Here is a 16,011-nt window from a genome sequence, read left to right as displayed (position 1 = left end):
CATGCCGGCATTTCGTTTCGAAGCGATCGACGCGGCGGGCAAGGCGCAAAAAGGCGTACTCGACGCGGACAGCGCGCGCGGCGCGCGGACCAATCTGCGTTCGCAGGGACTGACGCCGCTCGTCGTCGAACCGGCGGCCACGCGCACGCGCGGCGAGCGTAATCAACGGCTGTCGCTGGGGCGGCGTTTGTCGCAACGCGAGCAGGCGATCCTGACGCGCCAGCTCGCCAGCCTGCTGATTGCCGGCCTGCCGCTCGACGAAGCGCTCGCCGTGCTGACCGAGCAATCCGAGCGCGACTACATTCGCGAACTGATGGCGTCGATTCGCGCGGAAGTGCTCGGCGGCCATTCGCTGGCCAATGCGCTGACGCAGCATCCGAAAGACTTCCCCGAGATCTACCGCGCGCTGGTCGCCGCCGGTGAACATACCGGCAAGCTCGGTCTGGTGCTGTCGCGGCTTGCCGACTATATCGAGCAACGCAACGCGCTGAAGCAGAAGATCGTGCTCGCGTTCACCTACCCCGCCATCGTCACGCTGATCGCTTTCGGTATCGTCACGTTTCTGCTGAGCTACGTGGTGCCGCAAGTGGTGAACGTGTTCGCCAGCACCAAGCAGCAACTGCCCTTCCTCACCATCATGATGATGGCGCTCTCGGGCTTCGTGCGGAACTGGTGGTGGGCAATGTTGATCGGCGTGGTCGTGCTGGTGTATCTGGTGCGCTCGATTCTCAAGCAGCCCGGCCCGCGCCTCGCGTTCGACCGTTGGCTGCTTACTGCCCCGCTGCTCGGCAAACTCGTGCGCGGCTATAACACCGTGCGCTTTGCCAGCACGCTCGGCATTCTCACCGCGGCGGGCGTGCCGATTCTGCGCGCGCTGCAAGCCGCCGCCGAAACGCTCAGCAACAACGCGATGCGCGAGAACATCGACGATGCAATCGTGCGTGTGCGCGAAGGTACGTCGCTGTCACGCGCGCTCGGCAACACGAAAACGTTCCCGCCCGTGCTGGTTCACCTGATCCGTTCGGGCGAAGCGACCGGTGACGTGACCACGATGCTCGACCGCGCGGCCGACGGCGAAGCGCGCGAACTGGAACGTCGCACGATGTTCCTGACGAGTCTGCTGGAGCCGTTGCTGATTCTGGCGATGGGGGGCGTCGTGCTGGTGATCGTGCTGGCGGTGATGCTGCCGATCATCGAGTTGAACAACCTGGTGCAGTAAGGCTGGGAAAGGGACGGGATTGTGCGATGACCGGTGCGGTCACCGCGCAATCAGTTGAAATGAAGCGGTTGTGCGCCTGGCTTTAGCGCACGTAGATCGTCGGACCTGCGGGGTTGGCCGGCAGGAACACTTCGGAATGCGCGCCGTTGCGGTCGATGATGATCGAGCGGGCGCGGACTTCGGAGAGTTTGGTGCCTTGCATCAGCGCGCTGCCGAGCGACACGGCATGCGGCGGTTCGCCGCCCACGCTGACGATGGCCGCGGCGCCTTCCCGCAACGCGAGGATGCCGAACAGTCGCACGTCCTGGTTGGCGTTGCGCGTGAGCTGGCCGCCGAACAGCGTGGCAGCCTGCTCGGTCGAGATCTGCGCGTGCGCGGCGGCTGCGGGCAACGGCGCACCGGACATCGTGCTGAGCGTGATGACCCAGTAGGTCAACGTCGCGCAGAACACGGCGAACAGCGCGAGCGACAGAAGGCGGATTTGGATGGCGTTCATGCGCATCATTGTACGGACTATTGTGAAAATTGCGTGGGGTTGAAAGCGCCCCAACCTGGCGCATCGCGCCGGGCCCCCCGAGGGGTGAGCAAACTTGAGGCGGCCCGGCGTTTTCTCAGGGCCGTTCAACTGCATGACATTAAAATGACCGGCCGGGCGTGTTCAATGGCACCCTGATTGCCAAAACGCGAATCCCGCCCAGTCAAAATTTCACCTGAAAAGAGGTAGCAAGCTATGCAACTGTCGACCACTCGCCGTCATGACATCGCGGGTCCGCGCAGCCGTCGTCAACGTGGTTTCACGCTGATCGAAATCATGGTCGTGATCGCGATTCTGGGCATTCTGGCCGCGTTGATCGTGCCGAAGATCATGAGCCGTCCCGACGAGGCGCGCCGTGTCGCCGCCAAGCAGGACATCGGCACGGTCATGCAGGCGCTGAAGCTCTACCGTCTCGACAATGGCCGTTATCCGACGCAGGAGCAAGGCCTGCGCTCGCTGATCGAAAAGCCGAGCACGGATCCCGTGCCGACCAACTGGAAGGACGGTGGCTACCTCGAGCGTCTGCCGAACGATCCGTGGGGTAACGGTTACCAGTATCTGAATCCGGGTGTGCACGGCGAGATCGACGTGTTCAGCTACGGCGCGGACGGCAAGGCGGGCGGCGAAGGCAATGATGCCGACGTCGGCTCGTGGCAGTAGGCGCTTAGTCGGTGATTTTCATGCGCGCGGCGGGATTGAACCTCGCGCGTTCCTGTCGATGCATCGTCGTTTGATTTTGAGTTGATCGTTCGTGGCCGGCACTATGCGATTGTCCCCTTGCAAGTCCCGTGTGGACACGCCCTGTACGGCTTCATTGCCGCGCGTGGCGTGTGCCGGCGCGCGCCGTCGTGGCGTGCGCCGCTCGGGTGACGCGGGCACGCGCGGCGGCAAACGCGCGGCGGGTTTTACGCTGCTGGAAATGCTGGTGGTGCTGGTGATTGCGGGCTTGCTGGTGTCCTTGACCGCGTTGACGATGACACGCAATCCGCGCACCGATCTGAACGAGGAAGCGCAGCGTCTCGCGCTGCTGTTCGAATCGGCCGGCGACGAAGCGCAGGTGCGCGCGCGGCCGATCGCCTGGCAACCGCTCGATGGCGGCTTTCGTTTCGACCTGCGCACCGAAGATGGCTGGCGTCCGCTGCGTGACGATCTGCTTGGGCCGCGTCGCTGGGAAGGCGGCGTGACCGGCGTGGCCATTAGCTATCCCGGTTCGGATGCGCAGCCCAGCCGTATCGTATTCGGCACCGAGGCGATCGACGTGCCCGTGCAGATCACGCTGTTTTCGGCAGCCGGGAGCGCGACGATCGTCGGCACCGGCAATGGCCGCTACGAGGTGCACTGAGATGCGTCGTTGCAGGAGCATGACCGCTCGCCAGATGAGCCACGGCGCGCAGCGCGGTTTCACGATGATCGAAGTGCTGGTGGCGCTGGCGATCATCGCGGTGGCGTTGGCCGCTTCGTTGCGTGCGGTGGGCAGTCTCGCGAGCGGCGAGGCCGATCTGCACCGCCGTTTGCTGGCGTCCTGGAGCGCGGACAATACGTTGGCGCAATTGCATCTGGCGCATGCCTGGCCGAACGTGGGTTCCACGAGTTTCGATTGTTCGCAAGGCAACTTGCAGTTGATCTGTACAGAGCATGTGACGGCCACGCCGAATCCGGTGTTTCGTCGAGTGGAAGTGATGGTGACGATGCCGGGCGGGTCCGGCAATCTGGCTCAGATGGTGACGGTGGTCGCGAATGAAAACAACCGTTCGCTCTGAGCGCCGCCGCCCATTGGGCGCGAGGGGCGCGCGTGGTTTCACGCTGATCGAATTGCTGGTGGCGATTGCGATTCTGGCGGTGATTGCCGTGCTGTCGTGGCGCGGGCTCGACCAGATCATCCGCGGCCGGCAGACGATTACGAACGCGATGGAAGACGAGCGCGTCTTTGCGCAGTTGTTCGACCAGATGAGGATCGATGCCCGGCAGGCGGCGTCGGATGATGAGGCTGGGCAGGCGGCTGTGTCAGTGTCGGGCAGCGTGTTGCAGATCGTGCGGCAGATGAACTTGCCGGGAGCGGCGCCGCGGTTGCAGGTGGTGCGGTATCGGGTGTCCGATGGGCGTGTGATTCGATATGCGTCGCCGCCGTTGGGGAATATGGGCGAGTTGCGACGGGCGCTGCGCGGCAGCGAAGGCGAGGGATGGAGTGGCGTGCCGTTGATGGGCGGTGTGGGTTCTATTTCTGCTCAGGTCTACGTGCCGAAGGTGGGGTGGACGACGCAGATGGGTGATGTGCAGAGCGCCATTACGGAGGCGGACAATAATCTTAAGGTGCCCCAGCTTGGGAGTGCGCCGCTGCCGCGGTCTGTGACGGGGCTTCAGGTGAGTGTCGGGGCTAAGTCTTTGGCGCGGCCTGTTACTCGCGTTTTTCTCGTCGGAGAGTGAAATGAAGTTCTCTTTTTTGTCTTTCCGACGAGTTGGGGTGTGTTCCTTTGGCGTTGGCCTTTGCTTGAATTCATGGTGGTCTATTGGCGTTGCCCCTGTGCGGGGCGGCACTTACTTTCTTTGCCACCGCAAAGAAAGTAAGCAAAGAAAGCGGCTTCAAACCGCTAACGTACAAGCGGTCTCCTCGCACAGCCACGGTAGTGGCACGATCAACGAACGATCCCCCGCACAACACACGCCAGTGACCAGGCAGTCATCCGTTCCGGCGGCGCTGCGCGCGCCGAGCGGCAAGCAACAAAACCCCCCGTCCTTGCCGACGTATGACTGCAGCTCACCATATGTTCGGTCCGCATCCGTTTCCGTATCCGCCTCGGCGCCTCGCCGAGGCGAAGCCGATGGTTCCCACCACGCCCAAACGAAGCCATCGGTCTTAAGCCATACCCTTCCGGCGAGCACGGAGTGCGAGGCGGGGGGTATGACGGCTTTGTCACTGGGGTTGAATGTGCGAGGTGACGGATTCCAGATGGTCCACTACCGTGGCTGTGCGGGGGACCCGCTTAGCATTAGCGGTGTGAAGCGGCTTTCTTTGCCTACTTTCTTTGCCGCGGCAAAGAAAGTAGGTGCCGCCCCGCACAGGGGCAACGCCAATAGACCACAACGAATTCAAGGAAAGGCCAACAAAAAGAGCCAAAAAACCCAAAACGGCGTAGCAATCATCAGCGCCCTGCTGGTAGTAGCGCTATCCGCGATTCTGGTCTCGGGCATGCTCTGGCGCCAGCAAGTCCAAATCCGAAGGATAGAAAACCAGCGCCTGCTCTCCCAGGCACAATGGGTATCACGCGGCGCCTTGGATTGGACGCGCCTGATTCTCCGCTCAGAAGGCGACACCTCCGCGGGCATCACCTACTTAGGTGGCTTATGGGGCGTCCCCATCGCCAAAACCCGCCTCTCGGATTTCCTAGGCCAGATCGGCGAAGTAAGAGCGCAACAAGGCGCAGAAACGTACCTATCCGGTTCAATCGAAGACGCCCAGGCAAAATTCAACCTGAGAAATCTGGTCGAGAGCCCGGCCCCAGGCGTCATGCAACTAGACATGGACCAAATCGGCGCCTACCAGCGCCTACTGGTATCGCTCGGCGCCAACAGCCAGCTGGCAAAAACCACAGCACTCCAGGTCCGCGCGAGCCTCGCGCAATCGGCAACCCGTTTCCAGACCGTCACATCCACGAACGGCACAACCGCGACTCCGCCGCCGATCCAGGGCGGCGCCACCGGCGGCAGCTTCACCGACAAACCCGGCATCGAAGACAGCGACGACAGCTCCGCGAACGCACCGATCCAGATGACCAGCGTCGACTCGCTGCTCGATATCCCCGGCTACACGCCGGAGATGGTCGCTCGCTTGCGCCCCTTCGTCACCGTGCTGCCGACGGTATCGGCAGTCAACGTGAACACGGCTTCGGCCGAAGTGATCGCGGCGGTCATCCCGGGCATGAGCGTGTCGACGGCGCAAGCCTTCGTCGCGCGCCGGCAGACGGTATTTTTCCGTAACGTCGGCGACATCCAGCTCGCGTTGCAAGGCGCCGGCGTGCAGTCGACCTCGATCGATCCGAGCGAACTCGACGTCAACTCGAATTACTTCCTGATCCACGGCCGCGTGCTGCACGAACGCGCCGAGGTGGACCGCACGACCCTCGTCTATCGCGACGCATTGACTCACACTACGCGTATCGTGCGAGTAGAAGACCAACTATGAATAACGCCTTTCCCAGAGAGAGTGGCCTTTGAGCACGCTGATCGTTCTATTGCCGCCGCGTGATCCGGCGGTGCCATCGCAGGAATGGCAACTGCCGGAGCTGCCGTTCGTGCTGCTCGACAAATCGGGCCGCGCCCAGCGCGCCGGCCGGTCGGCACTCGCGCTGCTGCCGCGCGCCTCCACCACGGTGCTGATGGTCGCCGCGCGCGACCTGCTGATGATGCCCGCCACACTGCCGCCGTTGCGCGGCCCGAGGCTGCGTCAGGCATTGCCCAATATCGTCGAGGATCAACTGATCCAGGACCCGCAGACCTGTCACATCGCCGTCGATCCGAAACCGCTCGCGGGCGGGCGGCAGCTGCTGGCGATCATCGACCGCGGCTGGTTCCGGTTTATCTGCGAATCGTTCTCCAATGCCGGCCACCGCAGCTTGCGCGCGGTGCCGGTCACGCGCTGCCTGCCGCAGGCGGCCACGCTCGATGCCGACGTGCTCGCCGAAGTCGCGGAAACGGTGAACGCCGGTGAGCCGGCCCTGGCGGGCGCCGCGGGTGTGGCGACGCCGCTGGCGGATGTCGCGCCAGCGGTGGCGCCCGGCGCAGCGGTCGCCGTGCCGATGGTGGCCGCCGTACTCGGCGCGGTGGTGCAGACCGCGCCCGCCATGCTGCTCGAAGGCGTCGTGGACAGCGCGGGCGACAGAAGCGTGCCGCGCGTCGAACTGGCGATCGCACGCGGCGTGCAAGGTGAAGGCTTGGCAGTGCCGGCCAACGCCGTGAACACGACGCTCGGCGCGCTCGCCGGGGCGGCGAAGGTCTCGCTGCATATGCTCACCGAAGTGCCCGGCAACGAGCCGAGTCTCGCCCCGAATAGCCCGGCGCGGCTGGCTGCGCACATCCACGGCGCCAGTCCGCTGCCGTTCGAGCAACTCGCGCGGCGTGCGCTCGAGTGCCGCTTCGACCTGTGCCAGTTCGAGTTCGCTTCGCAGCCGTGGCGGCTCGACCGCGCGACGCTGCGGCGTCTGCGTCTGCCGGTTTTGCTCGCGGTCGGCGCGCTGCTGATTGCGATCATCGGCGCGAACGTGCAGTGGCTGATGCTCGCGCGCCAACGCGATGCGATCAACACACAGATGACCGAACTGCTGCTCAATACGTTCCCCAAAACGACGGTCGTGCTCGATGCGCCCGATCAGATGGCGCGCCAGTTGCAGCAGTTGCGTGTCGCCGCGGGCGAGCTGTCGCCGGACGATTTCCTGCCGCTCGCCGACGGCCTCGCGCGCTCGCTGGCGCCGGTGCCGGTCAACGGCATCGCCGCGCTCGACTATCACGACCGGCGGCTCGACGTGAACTTCAAGCCGGAGGTCAAGCTCGATCCCGATTTCGCGAAGCGCCTCGCCCGCAACGGCCTGAGCGGCGCGATCGATAGCAATACCGGCAAATGGACCATCAGGAACGGACAATGAAAGCTGAAATCGCTCAAACATGGGCCGGATTCTGGGAGCAGCGCACCGAGCGCGAAAAAGCCATCCTGACGTGGGGCGGCGGGATTCTCGCCGTGGTAATCGCGTGGTCGGTGCTGTGGGCGCCGGCGCAGGAAGGCCGCTCGCATCTGCGTGAAACGCTGCCCGCCATGCAGCGGCAGTTGGCGCAGATGACCGCGCAAGCGAACGAAGCGCGCCAATTGTCGGCGGCGGCTCAAGGCGTCGCGCCGACCGGCGCTGCGCTGAAGGACGCCCTCACCGCTTCACTCAGCGATCACGGCCTCGCGGCGACGCAGGTTCAGGTGATCGGCAACGCGGTCCAGATCCAGTTGAAGAACGCGTCGTTCCCGGCGTGGACGAACTGGGTCGACGACGTGCGCAAGCAGTTCAAGGTGCAAGTCTCGGAGGCGCACGCCACGGCGCTCAAGGAAGACGGCCAGGTGGACCTGACGGCGTCGTTGCAGCCGTCCACCGCGAAATGAAAATAACCGCGACCGCGCCGTCACAGGATCTCGCATGAATTACTGGATGCGGCGCTCGCGCGTCGCCCTGCCCTGGCTGGTGATCGCGGTGCTGTCCGCCGCGCTCGTGATGCTGGCGATGCTGCCGGCCGCCTGGATCACGCCGCAGTTCGCCAAACAGACGAGTGGCCACGTCAATCTGGTCAATCCGGCCGGCTCGCTGTGGCACGGTTCGGCCACGCTGATGCTGGCCGCCGGCTCGGACATGAGCGCGGCAACGCTGCTGCCTGGCCGGATCGAATGGCACACGGCGTTCTGGCCGCTGTTTACCGGCCGCGTGCGCATGATCATGCGGCACAGCGAAGCGATGCCGGAGCCGATCACCGTCGATGCCACGCCGCGCACGGCGACCGTCACGCCGGGCGCGATTGCCGTCCCGGCTTCGCTGCTGAGCGGCCTTGGCGCGCCTTTTAACACGCTCGATCTGCAAGGCAACGTGCAACTGTCCTGGTCGGACTGGCGCAGCTTCAATCGCGAAGCGTTCGGGCAATTGACCGTCACGCTGACCGACGTCAGTTCGCGGGTGTCGATGGTCAAGCCGCTCGGCTCATACCGCGTGCTGTTTCAGGCGCAGGGCGAGTCCTCCACGCTCGATCTGACCACCACCAAGGGCCCGTTGATGCTGACCGGCAATGGTACGGTGTCGGCTGGGTCAACGTCGTTTCAGGGGACGGCCAGCGCCGCGCCTGAGGCGCGCGATAACCTCGCGGGATTGCTGAACCTGTTGGGGCGGCCGAGCGGGCCGGACACGGTGACGTTGACATTCGTGCACTGAGGCGCGCAATAACCTCGCGAGGCTGCTGAACCTATGGGTGGCCGAGCGTCGACGCCATAGAAAAAGAGGCATGGCCGTGAAATGCGGCATGCCTCTTTTGCTTTGCCTCGACGGCCAGCGCTTCTACTCGGTGTGCATCCGCGACGGCGATGTCGTACCGTTTTGCGCGACAGGCGCCGCCGATGACGCCGGCAGCGGCGCCGGCGCCGCCACATCGCCTGTTTCGCGATTCATCTGCGACACGTCCCAGCCGCCGCCCAGCGCCTTCACCAGACCCACCGACGACACCATCCGCTGGCCGGCGATGATCTCCAGCTTCTGCTGGGCCGTGAAAGCGGTGGTCTGCGCCGTCAGCACGTTGACGTAGCCGACCGTGCCCGCCTTGTACTCGTTCGTGACGATGGCGAGCGCCTGAAGCGCCGAATCCACCGCTTGCTGCTGGACGACGATTTCCTGTGCAAGGATGCGCTGCGACGCGAGGTTGTCCTCGACGTCCTGGAACGCGGCCAGTACCGTCTGACGGTAGGTCGCGACATTGCCGTCGTAGGCAGCGCGCGCGGCGTCGGTCTGGGCCTGGCGCAGACCGGCGTCGAACAGCGTCGCGGCGAGTTGCGGGCCGAGCGTCCAGAAGCGCGACGGCGCGGTCAGCAATTGCGAGAACACCGAGTTTTCGAAGCCACCGGAAGCCGACAGCGTCAGCGACGGGAAGAATGCGGCGATGGCGACGCCGATCTGTTCGTTCGCCGCTGCTGCCTTGCGCTCGGCCGAAGCGATGTCCGGACGCCGTTCGAGCAATGCGGACGGCATCTGCGCCGGCACGGCGGGCGGCGTGGCGATGAGCGGTATCGGCGGAATCGAGAAGGTCGAGGCCGGTTCGCCGACCAGAACGGCGATCGCGTGCTCGTCCTGAGCGCGCTGCACGCCGTTGTCGATCGCGGCAGCCTGCGCCGATTGCAATTGCGTTTGCGCCTGGATCACGTCGGAGCGTGCGGCAACGCCGGCTGCGTACTGGTTCTGCGTGAGTTGCAGCGAGCGCTGGTAGGCGGCGACGGTGTCGTCGAGCAGCTTCTGGGTCGAATCGAGCGAGCGCAGCGCGAAGTAGGTCTGGGCGAGTGTGGCCTGAGCCGACAGGCGTGCGTTGGCGAGGTCCGCCGCAGCGCTTTGCTGGCCGGCCTTCTGCGCGTTGACCGAGCGGCTGACCGAACCCCACAGATCCGGCTCCCAGCTTGCGTCGAGCTGGACATTGAAACTGTTGCCGACGCCGGATCGGCTCGTCGCAGTGGTCGAGTTGCCGCCGGACGATGTCCCGTTGCCGGAGCGCGTTGCACCCGCCGACGCACCGATGGTCGGGAAATACGCCGCCCGCGCCTCGCCGACCAGCGCGCGCGCTTGCCGGTAGGCGGCGGCGAATTGAGCGACGGTCTGGTTTGCGGTGTTCAGCCGCTCTTCGAGCGCGTTGAGCTGCGGATCTTCGTAAATGGTCCACCAGTCGCCGCGATCCTGCTGATCGGCCGGTTGAGCGACTTTCCAGCCGGGCGCGGCTTCCTTGTACGACGCCGGAATTTCGGCGGCGGGCCGCTTGTAGTCGGGGCCGACTGCGCAGGCCGCCAGCAGACTGGCGAGGGCTGCGGCTACGGCAATAGTCAGGGCGCGAGGCGCAAGTGTCCGCGCGCGCGAGATTCGATCAGACTGCATGCAATGAATTCCTTCTGGACGCCGCGGCGCGGCCGATGGCGACACCGCCGGCCGGGCGAGATCTTGGTCTGCCGGAATGTTAGCGTATGAGCCCGCTGGACGCGGGAAACTGAAAGGGTAATGCGAGGAAGGAGGCAGGTGTGTTACTGAGGGTGTCGCGAAGGTTACGCGCTGTTACCGGCCAGGCCGTTACACCCGTGATTCCGTAGACTTGGCCTGGCGGGCCAGCTTACCGGCGGCGGCCCGGCACGGCGCATCGCCACGCGCCTGGCAGGCGCCGGCGGGGCCTACGTGCTTTTCCGCGCCTGCAGGAACAACAGCCGCGTTCACCGCAGGCACCGACGCGGCGACCAATTCCACTTTCGCCGTCTTGACGCCCTTTTGTCCCCGCCGATGCTCGAACCATGCCAGCACCGCCACGCCGACCGATCCGCCAGGCAATACGAACAGCACGGCGAACAGCGCCAGTTTCCACCAGCGGTGCGGCCCTTGAAAGGTGCTGAGTGCGGAATCGGTCAGGGAGCGGCTCAGGCCGCCAAGCGTGTTTTTGAGGTACAGCATCGGGGAAATCCTTTTCGCACGGCGCGCGCGCGGCGTGCAGACAATCGGTCAGAACATGGTCTCGGGTGGCGCGGGTCGCGCGTAACTCGTTGCCTACAATAATATTGACTATGCAATTAAATTTCAAGATACTTCCTCCCACGCACGTCGGACGTGTTGTTTTTCTGCCGTTCGCACTACGCGAAATCATGTTTGACTTGTCTGCTTAGGCAGCTAAAATCCGTTCTGCCTGAGACGTTTCCGGATACACGATGACTGACGGCCCCTACAAGGCGGACGAGATTCACCTTGAATCGAGTCTTGGCTACTACCTGACGAAAGCTCGAAATGTGCTGGTCGAGCGGACGGACCGTGCGGTCAAACCATTGGGACTGACCACGCAGCAGATCGGCGTGATCCTGATGTTGTCGTCGCGGCGCGCGAGCACGCCGTTCGAGTTGTCGCGCGCCATGTCGTACGACAGCGGATCGATGACGCGACTGCTCGATCGCCTTGAAAAGAAAGGCTTTATCGTGCGCTCGCGCAGCGAGACCGATCGCCGGATGGTGAAACTCGAGTTGACGCCGCAGGGTCACGACGCCGCGCGGCAACTACCTGGTCTGGGCGCGACGGTGCTGAACGAGCAGTTGCGCGGGTTTTCGGCAGCCGACCACGCCACGTTGATCGACCTGCTCGGCCGTTTCATCGCGAACGGCATCGACGCGGGAGCAAGCGCGGGATGCGGATTGGGGCCGCAACAGGAATCGCTGGACGAATCACCCGAAGAGTCGCCGCGGGAACACGGCGAGGACTAACCAAGACGCTCTTTTCAAGAGCGTAACTGTTTGAAGATATCTGTCTGGGCAGAGAGTGATCCGGCATGTAAGCACGCCATTTGGACCAGGCGATAAAGCTGTCGCGACAAGCTTTCCAGGTTGAGGAGAAGAAATATGGACGCCACGGCTTCCGCCGCTGCCCTACCCGCCGCCGAACCCGCTCCGCTCAAAGGCGGAGCCTTGGCCCTGCTCACGGTCGGGCTCGCACTCGGCACCTTCATGGAGGTGCTCGACACGTCGATTGCGAACGTCGCGGTGCCGACCATTTCCGGCAGCCTCGGCGTGGCGACCAGCCAGGGCACCTGGGTGATCTCGTCGTATTCGGTCGCCTCCGCGATCGCGGTGCCGCTGACGGGCTGGCTCGCGCGGCGGGTCGGCGAAGTGAAGCTGTTTACGCTGTCCGTGCTGCTCTTTACGATCGCCTCGGCGCTGTGCGGCTTCGCCCACAACTTCGAGTCGTTGATCGCGTTCCGGCTGGTGCAGGGGCTCGTTTCCGGGCCGATGGTCCCGCTCTCGCAGACCATTCTGATGCGCTCGTATCCGCCGGAAAAGCGCGGACTCGCGCTGGGCCTGTGGGCGATGACGGTGATTTGCGCGCCCATCTTCGGGCCCGTGATGGGCGGCTACATCACCGACAACTACACGTGGCCGTGGATCTTCTACATCAACGTGCCGATCGGACTGTTCTCGGCGGTGTGGGCGTTCCTGCTGCTGCGCGGCCGTGAGACGAAGACCACGAAACAGCGCATCGACGCGGTCGGCCTCACGCTGCTCGTGATCGGCGTGTCGTGCCTGCAGATGGTGCTCGACCTCGGCAAGGATCGCGACTGGTTCAATTCGACGTTTATCGTCACGCTGGCGGTGATCGCGGTGGTGTCGCTCGCCTTCATGCTGGTGTGGGAGATGACCGAGAAAGAGCCGGTGGTCGATCTCTCGCTGTTCAAGGATCGCAACTTCGCGCTTGGCGTGGTGATCGTCTCGTTCGGCTTCATGGCCTTCTTCGGCTCGGTGGTGATTTTCCCGCTGTGGCTGCAAACCGTGATGGGTTACACCGCCGGGCTGGCTGGTCTGGCGACCGCGCCGGTCGGTCTGCTCGCGCTGTTCTTGTCGCCGTTGATCGGCAAAAACATGCACCGGCTGAACCTGCGCGTGGTGGCGAGTTTTGCGTTCATCGTGTTCGCGTTCGTCTCGTTCTGGAACTCCACCTTCACGCTCGACGTGCCGTTCAATCACGTGATCTGGCCACGGCTCGTGCAAGGTATCGGCGTCGCCTGCTTCTTTGTGCCGATGACCACCATTACGCTCTCCAGCGTGCCGGATGAGCGGCTGGCGAGTGCTTCCGGCCTGTCCAATTTTTTCCGGACCTTGTCAGGCGCGATCGGCACAGCGGTCAGTACGACGTACTGGGAGAACGACACGATCTACCATCACGCGATGCTGACCGACTCGGTCAACGTTTACGCCGCGAACACGAATGCTTATACCAATGCGCTGGCCGGTATCGGCCTCTCCGGCGACGGCATCACCGCGCAGTTGAATCAGGTGGTGACCACGCAAGCTTACATGATGGCCACCAACGATTTCTTCCGCATTTCCTGCGCGGCGTTTCTCGTGCTCGCGGTGCTGGTCTGGATCACCAAGCCACGCAAGGGCGTTGGCCCTTCAATGGGGCATTGAAGTTCGACGATGCCTTTCAGCGGACGCGCGCCGACACGGTATTTTCCTTCGACTCTTCGCGCGCGTCTTCAGCCGTTATTGCGTGACGGCTTCGCCATTCGTCGCCGGGATCGATTGACCCTGCATGGCATCCGGATGCGGGGTCGTGGGCGCGGCTTGCGGGGGTTTCGCGCCGCTTTGCGGCGTGCCGGGCGCAGTGCCTCGCACGTATTGTTTGAAGTCGGCGCCGGCTTCCCATGGGTTCGGCTTGCAGCCCATCGAGCCGTCGCAATGCGCGGCAAAACCGATCGTTGCCGTGCCGTCCGGATTCGCGGCGCGCGTGATCTGATACGCCAACGCGCGCTTGCCGCCATCCGGGCCGACTGTCTGGATCAAAGTGTCGGTCGAGGCATCGATCTTATACGTCGAATGGCCCGCCACCCACGCTTGCGCCCGTTGCCACCAGACATCGCATTGCGACTTGTTCGAACACGTCAACGGCGTGGTCGCGATCTGCATGACGTCCGGATCGACCTGCCCTTGCGTCGAACATCCAGCCGCCGCTACGCACAGCATGGCCAACAGATTTTTTTTCATCACGTTGAATCCTCCCTCTGTGGTGCGCGTCATGTAAGTTTGGACCGTGGCGTCGGTACGGTGTTTCATCTGGATCAGAGAATCGTCAGAACGCGCGGAGAATTTGCCGATAGCGTTCGCGAGGCGGTCGCACATTGCGTAGACGTTACCGGCGCGAAATAAAAAAGCGGCCACGCTGGCCGCTCTTTCTTCACCTTGCCCGCAAGCGTTATTCAGACGCTAAACCGGTTCAGCGTGTACGCTCGATAGGCCGCAACGAACGCGTCGAACGAACCGACTTCTTCCTGTTCGAGTTTGGCCTGCTCAGCGAGCGATTGCGCAGCGAGATCGGTGAATGCCTTGGTCTGCTCCGCATCCAGCGGACGCGTGCGGAAATGCGCGGCGTGCGCTTCGCTTTGTTCGAGGCCGAAGGCGAGGAAGCTCTGCTGCTTCTCGCGCATGGTCTGCAGCACGCGCGCCGACGGCGTCACCGATGCATCCGCCAGCTTCGTGCGTTGAACCGCGACGGCGCGCGCATGCGCGTCGCCGCCATGCAATGCGTCGAGCGTAGCCGCCGCCGCGTCGATTTTGACGAGCAGTTCGTTCGCCCATTCCGTCATCGCAACCGGACGGCCGTCGCGTGTCAGTTCGAGGCCCGGCTTGCGTCCTTCCATTGTGACACGGCCGAAATTCTGGTTGGCTTCGGCGTAAGCGTCGGGCGGCAACGGCGCGCTGTCGTCGAGCGCGCAGACCAGCAGGTAGGCGTCGAGAAAGCGCGACGTCTCGAGCGAAATGCCAGTCGGCTCGAACGGATCGATGTCCATGCAACGCACTTCCACGTATTGCACGCCGCGCGCGGCCAAAGCGTGCAACGGACGTTCGCCGGGATACGTGACGCGCTTCGGACGGATCGTCGAGTAGAACTCGTTTTCGATCTGCAGCACGTTCGTGTTGATCTGCACCCACTCGCCGTCGCGCTGGGTGCCGATTGCCTCGTACGCGGGATACGGCTGGCTCACGGCTTTCGCAAGCGCGTCGAGGTAGCCCGGCAGCGTGTCGTAGTCGGCGTGCAGCGCGGCTTGCGCGGTGGTGTTCGAATAGCCGAGGTCGCTCATGCGCAGACTGGTCGCGTACGGACGATAGAGCGTGTCGGCGTCGAACGTGTCGAGCGTGTGTTTGCGATCGCGGAGGAAACGACGATCCAGCGCTGGCGAAGCGCCGAACAGATACATCAGCAGCCAGTTCGTGCGGCGGAAATTGCGGATCAGCGCGAGATAGCGATCGGACTGGAAATCGACGGCATTCGCGGTGGATTGCTGGTCCGCGTGCAACAGCCGCCACACTTCTTCGTTCAGCGAATAGTTGTAGTGGATGCCCGCGATGCACTGCATCGTGCGGCCGTACCGAAGCGCGAGGCCGATGCGGTACACGTACTTCAACTTGCCGATGTTCGAGCTGCCGTAGTTCGCGATCGGAATGCCGTCGTCCGTGTCGGGCAGCAGGCCCGGCATGGAGTTGTTCCACAGGATCTCGTCGCCGAGTTCCGCGTAGACAAAACGGTGGAGCGTGTCGAGTTTCTCGAGCGTGAGCGCGACGTCTTGCTCAGCTGGCGTGATCAGTTCGAGTAGTGCTTCGGAATAATCCGTGGTGAGCGATGGATGCGTAAGCGCCGAACCGAGTGCGCGCGGATGCGGCGTCAAGGCGAGCTTGCCCTCGTGCGTCACGCGCAGGCTTTCCTTTTCGATGCCGCGCAGGCCGCGTATCAGCGCGTCGCGCTGCGGGCCTGAAGTCAGCACGGACAGGCGGTGCGAGAACGCGTCGGTCGTGCGGGAAGGTGTCGTGTTTGGCATTGATGCGAGTCGGGCGTTGTCGGCCGCCATGTGCCGCAGCACTGCGGTTGACAACGTTCGGCGGAATTTTCAGTAGCGGGCACTTTAACATCTCGCCAGAACGGCTGCTTGAGGCCGCCTCGGCGGCTCATCGGAGCACTCCGGGCCGCCTCTT

16 protein-coding genes are annotated in these 16,011 nt (G+C 63.9%); 11 read left to right on the top strand and 5 right to left on the bottom strand.

Going from position 1 to position 16,011, the window contains the following annotated elements:
• Position 1: 1 nt before the first annotated feature.
• The gene (gspF, locus tag ACQKRQ_RS11150; protein WP_132376499.1) at positions 2 to 1,219 is read left to right on the top strand and encodes a type II secretion system inner membrane protein GspF; all 1,218 of its coding nucleotides are present in this window, start codon (positions 2 to 4) and stop codon (positions 1,217 to 1,219) included.
• Between the two features lie 82 nt (positions 1,220 to 1,301).
• On the opposite strand, the gene ACQKRQ_RS11145 is transcribed toward gspF, so the two are convergent.
• Positions 1,302 to 1,715 (bottom strand): general secretion pathway protein GspC, encoded by a 414-nt coding sequence (locus ACQKRQ_RS11145; RefSeq protein ID WP_132376498.1) that lies wholly within the window; start codon positions 1,713 to 1,715, stop codon positions 1,302 to 1,304.
• Positions 1,716 to 1,949: 234 nt separating this feature from the next.
• Here ACQKRQ_RS11145 and gspG point away from each other — a divergent pair, with 234 nt between their 5' ends.
• The 8 genes from gspG (at position 1,950) to ACQKRQ_RS11105 (ending at position 8,704) form a co-directional block, all read left to right on the top strand.
• Positions 1,950 to 2,414 (top strand): type II secretion system major pseudopilin GspG, encoded by a 465-nt coding sequence (gene gspG, locus ACQKRQ_RS11140; RefSeq protein WP_132376497.1) that lies wholly within the window; start codon positions 1,950 to 1,952, stop codon positions 2,412 to 2,414.
• A gap of 103 nt (positions 2,415 to 2,517) precedes the next feature.
• Positions 2,518 to 3,096, top strand: coding sequence for a GspH/FimT family pseudopilin (locus tag ACQKRQ_RS11135; RefSeq protein WP_408284615.1), 579 nt, complete (start codon positions 2,518 to 2,520; stop codon positions 3,094 to 3,096).
• A gap of 1 nt (position 3,097) precedes the next feature.
• The gene (gene gspI, locus ACQKRQ_RS11130) at positions 3,098 to 3,514 is read left to right on the top strand and encodes a type II secretion system minor pseudopilin GspI (RefSeq protein ID WP_427476918.1); all 417 of its coding nucleotides are present in this window, start codon (positions 3,098 to 3,100) and stop codon (positions 3,512 to 3,514) included.
• On the top strand, positions 3,492 to 4,178 hold the full coding sequence (locus ACQKRQ_RS11125) for a PulJ/GspJ family protein (protein WP_408176334.1): 687 nt from the start codon (positions 3,492 to 3,494) through the stop codon (positions 4,176 to 4,178). Before gspI ends, ACQKRQ_RS11125 begins: the two co-directional genes overlap by 23 nt.
• 475 nt (positions 4,179 to 4,653) lie before the next feature.
• A complete protein-coding gene (gene gspK, locus ACQKRQ_RS11120) occupies positions 4,654 to 5,934 on the top strand; it encodes a type II secretion system minor pseudopilin GspK (RefSeq protein WP_427476915.1) in 1,281 nt (426 codons plus the stop codon).
• Between the two features lie 28 nt (positions 5,935 to 5,962).
• Positions 5,963 to 7,390 (top strand): type II secretion system protein GspL, encoded by a 1,428-nt coding sequence (gspL, locus tag ACQKRQ_RS11115; protein WP_427476914.1) that lies wholly within the window; start codon positions 5,963 to 5,965, stop codon positions 7,388 to 7,390.
• A complete protein-coding gene (locus ACQKRQ_RS11110; RefSeq protein ID WP_132376492.1) occupies positions 7,387 to 7,890 on the top strand; it encodes a type II secretion system protein M in 504 nt (167 codons plus the stop codon). Before gspL ends, ACQKRQ_RS11110 begins: the two co-directional genes overlap by 4 nt.
• Positions 7,891 to 7,924: 34 nt before the next feature.
• Positions 7,925 to 8,704, top strand: a complete 780-nt coding sequence (locus ACQKRQ_RS11105; protein ID WP_427476912.1) for a type II secretion system protein N — start codon at positions 7,925 to 7,927, stop codon at positions 8,702 to 8,704.
• Between the two features lie 123 nt (positions 8,705 to 8,827).
• On the opposite strand, the gene ACQKRQ_RS11100 is transcribed toward ACQKRQ_RS11105, so the two are convergent.
• Complete coding sequence (locus ACQKRQ_RS11100) at positions 8,828 to 10,399, bottom strand: efflux transporter outer membrane subunit (RefSeq protein WP_427476910.1); 1,572 nt, start codon at positions 10,397 to 10,399, stop codon at positions 8,828 to 8,830.
• Between the two features lie 189 nt (positions 10,400 to 10,588).
• Positions 10,589 to 10,960 (bottom strand): hypothetical protein, encoded by a 372-nt coding sequence (locus tag ACQKRQ_RS11095; protein ID WP_427476908.1) that lies wholly within the window; start codon positions 10,958 to 10,960, stop codon positions 10,589 to 10,591.
• Positions 10,961 to 11,211: 251 nt separating this feature from the next.
• Between ACQKRQ_RS11095 and ACQKRQ_RS11090 the strand changes: the two genes are divergently transcribed.
• Positions 11,212 to 11,754: a MarR family winged helix-turn-helix transcriptional regulator gene (locus ACQKRQ_RS11090; protein ID WP_132376488.1), complete on the top strand. Its 543-nt coding sequence runs from the start codon at positions 11,212 to 11,214 to the stop codon at positions 11,752 to 11,754.
• Between the two features lie 135 nt (positions 11,755 to 11,889).
• Positions 11,890 to 13,452 carry a DHA2 family efflux MFS transporter permease subunit gene (locus ACQKRQ_RS11085; RefSeq protein WP_427476905.1) on the top strand — a complete coding sequence of 521 codons (1,563 nt, stop codon included), beginning with the start codon at positions 11,890 to 11,892 and terminating at the stop codon, positions 13,450 to 13,452.
• 75 nt (positions 13,453 to 13,527) lie between these two features.
• Here the strand turns inward: ACQKRQ_RS11085 and ACQKRQ_RS11080 are convergent, their stop codons facing one another.
• Together ACQKRQ_RS11080 and gshA are read right to left on the bottom strand one after the other, a co-directional pair.
• A complete protein-coding gene (locus ACQKRQ_RS11080; protein ID WP_408284603.1) occupies positions 13,528 to 14,028 on the bottom strand; it encodes a hypothetical protein in 501 nt (166 codons plus the stop codon).
• A 212-nt stretch (positions 14,029 to 14,240) separates the two neighbouring features.
• Complete coding sequence (gene gshA, locus ACQKRQ_RS11075; protein ID WP_427476903.1) at positions 14,241 to 15,857, bottom strand: glutamate--cysteine ligase; 1,617 nt, start codon at positions 15,855 to 15,857, stop codon at positions 14,241 to 14,243.
• Positions 15,858 to 16,011: the final 154 nt, after the last annotated feature.

It is taken from the genome of Paraburkholderia sp. NPDC080076, assembly GCF_050281145.1.
Lineage (GTDB): Bacteria > Pseudomonadota > Gammaproteobacteria > Burkholderiales > Burkholderiaceae > Paraburkholderia.
The sequence above is the reverse complement of the archived record's forward strand: the minus strand, read 5'-3'. Positions and strand labels throughout refer to the sequence as shown.

Excerpts from the sequence above, each read along its gene's own strand:
- ACQKRQ_RS11135 (WP_408284615.1), top strand. The coding sequence starts at position 2,518 with ATGCGATTGTCCCCTTGCAAGTCCCGTGTGGACACGCCCTGTACGGCT.
- ACQKRQ_RS11125 (WP_408176334.1), top strand. The coding sequence starts at position 3,492 with ATGAAAACAACCGTTCGCTCTGAGCGCCGCCGCCCATTGGGCGCGAGG.
- ACQKRQ_RS11090 (WP_132376488.1), top strand. The coding sequence starts at position 11,212 with ATGACTGACGGCCCCTACAAGGCGGACGAGATTCACCTTGAATCGAGT.
- ACQKRQ_RS11085 (WP_427476905.1), top strand. The coding sequence starts at position 11,890 with ATGGACGCCACGGCTTCCGCCGCTGCCCTACCCGCCGCCGAACCCGCT.
- ACQKRQ_RS11080 (WP_408284603.1), bottom strand. The coding sequence starts at position 14,028 with ATGAAAAAAAATCTGTTGGCCATGCTGTGCGTAGCGGCGGCTGGATGT.
- gspK (WP_427476915.1), top strand. The coding sequence starts at position 4,654 with ATGACGGCTTTGTCACTGGGGTTGAATGTGCGAGGTGACGGATTCCAG.
- ACQKRQ_RS11100 (WP_427476910.1), bottom strand. The coding sequence starts at position 10,399 with ATGCAGTCTGATCGAATCTCGCGCGCGCGGACACTTGCGCCTCGCGCC.
- ACQKRQ_RS11145 (WP_132376498.1), bottom strand. The coding sequence starts at position 1,715 with ATGAACGCCATCCAAATCCGCCTTCTGTCGCTCGCGCTGTTCGCCGTG.
- ACQKRQ_RS11095 (WP_427476908.1), bottom strand. The coding sequence starts at position 10,960 with ATGCTGTACCTCAAAAACACGCTTGGCGGCCTGAGCCGCTCCCTGACC.
- ACQKRQ_RS11110 (WP_132376492.1), top strand. The coding sequence starts at position 7,387 with ATGAAAGCTGAAATCGCTCAAACATGGGCCGGATTCTGGGAGCAGCGC.
- gspF (WP_132376499.1), top strand. The coding sequence starts at position 2 with ATGCCGGCATTTCGTTTCGAAGCGATCGACGCGGCGGGCAAGGCGCAA.
- gspI (WP_427476918.1), top strand. The coding sequence starts at position 3,098 with ATGCGTCGTTGCAGGAGCATGACCGCTCGCCAGATGAGCCACGGCGCG.
- gspG (WP_132376497.1), top strand. The coding sequence starts at position 1,950 with ATGCAACTGTCGACCACTCGCCGTCATGACATCGCGGGTCCGCGCAGC.
- ACQKRQ_RS11105 (WP_427476912.1), top strand. The coding sequence starts at position 7,925 with ATGAATTACTGGATGCGGCGCTCGCGCGTCGCCCTGCCCTGGCTGGTG.
- gshA (WP_427476903.1), bottom strand. The coding sequence starts at position 15,857 with ATGCCAAACACGACACCTTCCCGCACGACCGACGCGTTCTCGCACCGC.